Consider the following 7082-nt stretch of genomic DNA (forward strand, 5'->3'; position numbering starts at 1 on the left):
ACCTGCGCGTTTTTTGCCCCTGCTGACGATGCAGCAAGCAAGCGTATATGTCAGGACCACTGATCGAAAAACAGGTCAGGATAAGGCGCGTGACCACCATCGGCCCGCAGGTCGCACAGGGGCTTGCCGACCCGGCGCGCCTTCGGATTTTAGAAGTCTTGTCGCAAAAACCGATGACGGCAGAAGAGATAGCCAAGGCGCTGGGCGGGGCAGGAATGAAAAAGGCTACCACCACGGTCCGGCACCACCTTGAAACGCTAAAAAAGGCGGGGCTGGTCGAGGCTTCAAGGATGGTCGAGGTGAGGGGGGCCGTGATGAAGTACTACTCGCCCACCATCAGGGCGTACGCGTGCGAGGCTCAGTCTGTTCCGGACCTTGACGCACGGGCAGCCAGGATTATCGCGGACACGGGCGCCAAGCTGGCCAGGGTGCTGGCAGGCGTCCAGGCAGACAAGCGCTTTGCCACTCTTTTGGAGAAGGAAAAAGAGGCGGGCAAGTGCAAGGAATTCCTGGCATTAGAGATAATGAACGCGGCTCTTGCAAGGGCTATTTCTTCCTGATGCTCTGCTGCCGCAGCAGTCACTCTACGGTTATCCTGAACAGCCCTTTCGTCGCGGGGTCTTTCAGGCGCTCGACCATGCCCCTTGGGATGTCCGACGAGGCGCGGTCGCACCTGACTGCTAGCGTGCGCGGGCAGGTGAAATTGGTCTTGCGTATGACAATGTCGTGCTTGTTTTTCAGCGTGAGCCGCGAGTCGCCGCTCCCTGCAATCGCATAGACCTGCTCGCCCACGATCACTTCTATCCTGACCGGAGCAGAATCCTGCATCAGGCGCCTCCTTACAGGCTCGCTTATGCCCGCGCAGGCCCTCTCGGCCCTCACGCCGATGATGCAGTCGCCCTTCAGCGTAAGGTGCTCCTCGGTGGTTATCTCAACCGTCCTTGAATGGAGCGACTGGACGTTTGGGTGCCCAAAGAACGTTATCTCGTCCTGCATCTTTTTTTCTTCTCCTCTATTTCCCTTCTCAAATGCAAGAATATTAAAAGCAAGCTTTTCTCTTCCTATGGCGGCTCGCAAGAACAAGAGGTAGGAGGAGCAGGCAGGCGTCCAAGGCCGCAGCATAACCGGGAACCCAGTATGTGTGAAGTACAGGGCCGGAGGATCGGCTAGTTTTCCGCTGCGGCGCTTGGAGGGCCCGCCGCTCCTCTGGAGATACGGTTATAGTAGAAATTTTAATGATTTTCTACTGTATGAAGGTTCTATCACGCTTTTTCGCCATCTTCAGGCTGCGGCGGGCTGCTGCTGTTGTTGTTGGCTCCATGCTTCCTCGCCGCCCTCTCCTCCTGCTCTTGCTGCTGCCAACAAGTCGCCGGCAGGGGTCCAGTACTTGCCAAAAATTGCCGGGCTGCTTGCACTTATCCTTGCGGCCATCCGTTCTTCTTCCTCGAGGCTCTGCCTGAGCGCGACTGCCGCCTCGCCAAAGCCCATCTTTAGAGCCATCTGCACCAGCGAATTGTACGCCATGATCTCTGCACTCTCTATCAGACCGTCGATTTCTATCGTCTTTAGCTCCTGCTCTATCGGGGTCAGCGACTTGGACAGCGCGTCTGCCATTATTTCGGGAAGGAGGTACTGCGGCAAGCCTGCCCTCTCGTCGGTCGGGGCCGATAGGGCAGCGCGGGGCTGCTGCCCCTGTGTGGTCCGGCCAACGTCGCGGATGAGGGTTTGAAGCCTGTCTTTTTGCTGCCGGGTCTCCTCAAGGTGGCGGACGAGCGCCTCCTTTGCTTCCGGGATGGGTGTCTCCTGTATTCTTGCATGCAGCCGCTCTAGGGCGGCATTTTCCATCGAAAGCATGATGTTCAGGTTGAGGAGGAACTTGCCCTCTGCATCGTTTCTTAGAATGAGGTTGGAAACGCTGCTGCTGTTGCTATTGTTGCTGCTGCCAGAGCCAGCTGACTGCTCCTGCTGCTCCCGTCCTTTCTGGTGACGATCTCCTTTTTTTGTTGATGATGACGATGACGATGATGACGCCATATACGTCAACTTCACCTATTCATGAAATAAAAGAATTGCAACGGGTAGTTATGTAACTATTTTTTCTTTCTTTTTTGCGCTCTCGGGTGATTACGGTCTGGAGAAAAAAAGAGCAAAAGCTTTTTTCCCGTATTGCTTGATAGTTGGCTCTCGCCTAGCGCGAGGAGCGCATAACTTAAATTAAACAGTTGGGCGAATTTAGTCTGAATTGTTACCAGCAGCAGCAGGCTATGACCGAGCGATTACCGTATTTTCGCCAGACGGCAGGCTTTACCAAGTAGAATACGCCATCGAGACGGTGAGGCGTGGGACACTTGCCATCGGCATCAAATTCAACGGGGGCGTCGTCCTTGCAGTCGAGGAAAAGACACGCAAACTGCAAGTAAACAACGTGACCCAAAAGATATTCCAGGTGGACGACCACATCGGCGTGGCAGCGGCCGGCTACATCCCGGATGCACGCACGCAGGTCGACCACGCACGCTTTTTCGCCCAGAGCAACCGCCTCATCTACGACGAGCCGGTCGACGTTGAAGGCGTCGCCAAGAACCTGGCCGACATGGCCCAGCAGTTCACTCAATATGCCGGCGTCAGGCCGTTTGGCGTTGCACTCATACTCGCAGGAGTCGACAAGAATGGCTCAAACCTGTTCCTGACCGACCCGTCCGGCACCTACATCGGCTACGATGCCGTGGCGATAGGCGCAGGGAGCGACCAGGTAACCGACTTCCTTGAAAAGAACTACAAGGGCGACATCTCGCTTGAAGACGCGGCTGCGCTTGCCATCGAGTCGATATACATGGTGAGCGAGGACAAGACGGGCACCAAGAACCTAAAGATGGCAGTCATTGCCGACGGCAAGCCGATGCGCAAGGTGGAAGACGAGGAACTGGAAAAGTACGCCACGCTTGCCAAGGAAAGGGCCGCCAAGAGGCAGCCGTAAGAAAGAAAACCTCTTCTTTTTCCTTCTTTTCTCTTTCTGCTTTTATTTTCTACCACCTGTGCCCTGTAGCATATTTGATAAAAGCTAGGCCCTTGCGAGAGAATCTGCCAAACGTTAATTTAGCGACCTCTGCCTCTTTTGCCTGTATAAAGACATGGTAAAGATAGGCGCCAAGGCCCCGAACCTCCAGATATCCGAGTGGGTGCAGGGCAAGCCGACCAACATCGACAAGGAGAAAGGCAACGTGGTTGTAGTCGAGGTGTTCCAGGTAAACTGCCCCGGCTGCTTTATGTACGGCATACCCGAGGCGATCGAGCTTTACAACAAGTACGGCAAGAGCGGCCTCACCGTGCTTGGCATGGCGACCGCGTTTGAAGACTATGAATTAAACACGCTTGAGAACCTGAAAAAGCTGGTCACGACCGGCGAGGTGGTGGGCGAGACGCACAGGGCGCTTTCGATGTACGGCCACCTGAAGGACGGCAACAAGCTTCCATACAAGATACCCTTCCCCGTCTGCATGGACCTCTTGAAAAAAGAGTCTGCGTCAGAACTCACAGAAAGCAGGGTAATGGATTTCATAGAGGCAAACGTGCCTGATTTTCGGTCGTATTCCGAGAAGGACAGGCAGGTGCTCGTCGGCAGGGTGAAGGAATACCTGAAGAGTAAGAAATACTCGGCCAGGACGTTTGAAGAGTATTCTATGAGGGGCACCCCGACTTCGCTTGTCATAGACAAAAAGGGCAACCTGCGCCACAACCTCTTTGGGGCAAACGGACACCTGGACTATATCGTGCAGGAACTGCTCAACGAGTAGTGATCTTGACGACATGCCGCCAAACCTGTGGGTGGCGATACCCGACTCGGCGCTGTCTGACGAGCAGACCAAGAGAGACAAGAGCGTCAAGACTGCCCAGTTTGCTCGCGCCTGCTCCATCTTTCGCGTCAAGAGGATATACATCTACCACGACCCGCTCTCGCAGTTTGAAAAAGAAGACCCCGTCCTGCTGAGGACGATACTGCGGTTTTTGGACACGCCCCAGTACCTGCGCCGGATCCTCTACCCGAAAATGAACCAGCTAGAGTTTGCAGGCATACTGCACCCGATAAAGGCGCCGCACCACAGGCCGCCGCAGGACATCAAGACCGTGCGCGCCGGCGACGTGCGCGTTGGCGTGATAGTAAAGGTAAAGGGCCAGCTATTCGTGGAGGCCGGCCTTGGCGCCCTCGTGCCGTTTGCAGGCGAGGGCTTTGAGGGCAAGAAGGTCAACGTAAAATTCACGTCTCCGCATCCCAACCTGAAAGCTGTGGAGGCAACAGAGTCTGACATTTCAGAGTACTGGGGCTACGAGGTCAAGGAGGTGCCCTCGGTCTTGAAATTGCTGCAGAGCGTGGACAAGACGCCCACTACGACGACCATCGTCACCTCAAGAAAAGGCAGCTTTTTCAAAAACAACGAGGTCCGCCTCACAGAGAGGATAAAAAACGCGGAAAACGTGCTCGTGATTTTCGGGGCACCAAAGCACGGCGTGCACGAGATAGCCGCCAGGGAAGGCATGAGCAGCATGAAAGCTGAATTTGTCATCAACATGTTCCCCGGCCAGGCCACCGAAACGGTCAGGCTGGAAGAGGCGGTCCTTGGCACGCTTGCCATTTTGAACGCCACGATATTGTCCAAGAATTAGCTCTCTTCACTGCATAATTTATAAAAGGAAACGCCAGACTGTTGCGTTACCTATGGGTCATCGTAAGTATAGTGCCCCGAGAAGGGGCAGCATCGCCTTCAGGCCAAGGGCCAGGGCGAAGAGCCTGGAAGCGAGGGTGCGGACCTGGCCGCAGATGTCTGGGGAAAAGGCTGCATTGCTCGGGTTTGCAGGTTTCAAGGTTGGCAGTATACACGTTCTAACCATCGACGACAGGGAAAAGACTCCGAACTTTGGCAAGCAGCTGCTGAATGCCGCGACCGTGGTCGCGGTGCCACCGATCAAGATAATCGGGGCGCGCGGGTACAAGACCGACCTGTACGGCCAGCACGCCATTTTTGACATATATGCAAAGGACCTGCCAAAAGAGCTTGCGCGCAGGGTCGAAGTCAAGCAGGCCGAGGACGCGCAGGCCAAGGCCGACGCCAAGGTCGCAGAGGCAAGCTCTGTCGTGGCAATTGCAGCAATCTCGCCAAGCGCGGTAGACATTTCGCAGAAGAAGCCGTTTGTTTTTGAACTGGCAGTCTCTGGCAAGGACGCCAGGGCGCAGTACGAGTTTGTCAAGGGAATACTCGGCAAGGAGGTGAGGGCTTCTGACATTTTCCAGGTTGGTCAGAACGTCGACGTGTTTGGCGTCACGAGGGGCAAGGGGGTCGAGGGCCCGATTACAAGGTTTGGCGTCAAGCGCAAGCAGCACAAGTCGAGAAAGAGCGTGCGCGCAGTCGGAACGCTGGGCCCGATCTCGCCTGCAGTGGTCATGTACACTGTCGCAAGGCAGGGCCAGCGCGGCTTCCACCAGCGCACCGAGTACAACAAGCGCATCTTGGTAATGTCCAACACCGAAAAGGACGGCTCGATAAACCCCAAGGGCGGGTTCAAGCACTTCGGGCTCGTAAAGGGAGACTATATCGTGGTCAGGGGCTCGATACCGGGAGTGCCAAAGCGCCTGATAAAGATGCGCCACCCGATACGCAACGTGCCCAAAAAGGTGGCAGAGCCCAAAGTACTGGAGGTAGTGGTAGAGTAAAAATGACATCAGGCGTAACAGCAACAGTGATAGGCACTGACGGCAAGGCGTCTGGCAACGTTGAACTGCCAATAGTCTTTGACACGCCGTACAGGCCCGAAGTCATACAGAAGGTGTACGTGAACCTGCTTTCTCACACTTACCAGAGGCAGGGTCGCTATCCGGCAGCAGGCGAGAACGTCTCTGCCGAGTCGAAGAACACTGGCCTTGGCATCGCCCGTCTTGCCAGGGCAAGGGGCGAAGGGTTCCCGAGGGCAGGCCAGGCGGCAGGCGTGGCAGGCGTCAGGCACGGCAGGGTCGCCCACCCTCCAGAGTCGTGGAAGATAACCTACAAAAGGATAAACCAGAAGGAAAGGCAGCTTGGCCTGTGCTCTGCGATAGCGGCCACTGCCAGGCGCGACCTAGTTGAGGGCCGCGGCCACAAGCTGGGCAATGACGTCAAGCTTCCGATAATAGTTTCAAACGACATCGAGTCGATTGCCAAGGCCAAGGACCTGCAAAAAGCCCTGACGGCGATGGGCCTCGGCGACGACCTTGCGCGCGCAAGCGTCCGCAAGGCACGCTCTGGCACGGGCAGGCGCAGGGGAAGGCCGGCTCGTTCAGGTGTGAGTGCGCTCGTCGTGGTAGGAAGCGACGATGCCAAGGTGAAGGCGATAAAGGCCATCCCGGGCGTGACCGTCAAGACGGCCCGCGAGGTCAGCGTGCTCGACCTGGCTCCCGGCTCAAAGCCGATAAGGCTCACCGTGTATTCGCAGAACGCGGTTGAGCAGCTGAAGCAGGTGCGCGCGCCGGTGCACAAGATAATGGAGATGGTCAGATGAGCAACAATACTGCTAGCAGCAGCAAGAAATCCTCTACAGGGATGACTGCCGAGCAGGCGACAAACATCATCATCGCCCCCTATGTTACTGAAAAGACGTTCAACCAGATAGAGAAGGAGAACAAGCTGTCGTTCAAGGTGGCAGAGAAGGCCACCAAGCACCAGGTGATGGAGGCCATCCGCATTCTCTACGAGGCAGAGGCGGCAGAGGTCAACACGGCGCGCACGATACAGGGCAAGAAGGCGTTTGTCAGGTTCAAGGAGCCAGAGGGCGCACGCAACCTTGCGACCAAGCTGGGGCTGGTCTAACAATGACAGCAGCAATTCTCGTTAGATTTAAAAGTGGTTCAGCGGTCGTGGAGATGATCTAATGGTACGTGAATTCAAGTTCAAGGGTTACACGCCGGAACAGCTCCAGTCGCTGTCCATAGAAAACGTTCTCCCGCTTCTCAACTCGCGCCAGCGCAGGTCGCTTGACAAGCGCGTCGGCACCTACATGAACGACGAAAAGAGAAAGCTGCGCGAAAAGATAAAGCTGGCCCGCGAAGGCAAGCT

At 56.1% G+C, this 7082-nt stretch carries 9 protein-coding genes and 1 pseudogene; 8 read left to right on the forward strand and 2 right to left on the reverse strand.

Features of this window, described 5'->3' with window-relative positions:
• Window positions 1-47: 47 nt before the first annotated feature.
• Window positions 48-560, forward strand: a complete 513-nt coding sequence (locus tag WKI84_RS07510; protein WP_337862920.1) for a winged helix-turn-helix domain-containing protein — start codon at window positions 48-50, stop codon at window positions 558-560.
• A gap of 19 nt (window positions 561-579) precedes the next feature.
• Here WKI84_RS07510 and WKI84_RS07515 read toward each other — a convergent pair whose 3' ends face one another.
• A complete protein-coding gene (locus WKI84_RS07515) occupies window positions 580-996 on the reverse strand; it encodes a DUF371 domain-containing protein (RefSeq protein WP_337862921.1) in 417 nt (138 codons plus the stop codon).
• 285 nt (window positions 997-1281) lie between these two features.
• Entirely contained in the window at window positions 1282-2034 is a 753-nt protein-coding gene (locus tag WKI84_RS07520) for a DUF892 family protein (protein WP_337862928.1), read from the reverse strand.
• A 208-nt stretch (window positions 2035-2242) separates the two neighbouring features.
• On the opposite strand from WKI84_RS07520, the gene psmA reads away from it, so the two are divergent.
• The 7 genes and pseudogenes from psmA to rps19p form a co-directional block, all read left to right on the forward strand.
• Window positions 2243-2977 (forward strand): archaeal proteasome endopeptidase complex subunit alpha, encoded by a 735-nt coding sequence (gene psmA, locus WKI84_RS07525; protein WP_337862922.1) that lies wholly within the window; start codon window positions 2243-2245, stop codon window positions 2975-2977.
• Between the two features lie 154 nt (window positions 2978-3131).
• On the forward strand, window positions 3132-3794 hold the full coding sequence (locus tag WKI84_RS07530) for a TlpA family protein disulfide reductase (protein WP_337862923.1): 663 nt from the start codon (window positions 3132-3134) through the stop codon (window positions 3792-3794).
• Complete coding sequence (locus tag WKI84_RS07535; RefSeq protein ID WP_337862924.1) at window positions 3742-4662, forward strand: RNA methyltransferase; 921 nt, start codon at window positions 3742-3744, stop codon at window positions 4660-4662. The genes WKI84_RS07530 and WKI84_RS07535 overlap by 53 nt, the downstream gene beginning before the upstream one ends.
• A 52-nt stretch (window positions 4663-4714) precedes the next feature.
• Window positions 4715-5707 (forward strand): 50S ribosomal protein L3, encoded by a 993-nt coding sequence (locus WKI84_RS07540; RefSeq protein WP_337862925.1) that lies wholly within the window; start codon window positions 4715-4717, stop codon window positions 5705-5707.
• 2 nt (window positions 5708-5709) lie between these two features.
• Window positions 5710-6528 carry a 50S ribosomal protein L4 gene (gene rplD / locus WKI84_RS07545; protein ID WP_337862926.1) on the forward strand — a complete coding sequence of 273 codons (819 nt, stop codon included), beginning with the start codon at window positions 5710-5712 and terminating at the stop codon, window positions 6526-6528.
• A complete protein-coding gene (locus WKI84_RS07550) occupies window positions 6525-6836 on the forward strand; it encodes a 50S ribosomal protein L23 (RefSeq protein WP_337862927.1) in 312 nt (103 codons plus the stop codon). The genes rplD and WKI84_RS07550 overlap by 4 nt, the downstream gene beginning before the upstream one ends.
• A 61-nt stretch (window positions 6837-6897) precedes the next feature.
• Window positions 6898-7082, forward strand: a pseudogene (rps19p, locus tag WKI84_RS07555) (30S ribosomal protein S19); the annotation flags it as partial.

The sequence above is a fragment of the Nitrososphaera sp. genome (assembly GCF_037447015.1).
Taxonomy (GTDB): domain Archaea; phylum Thermoproteota; class Nitrososphaeria; order Nitrososphaerales; family Nitrososphaeraceae; genus Nitrososphaera.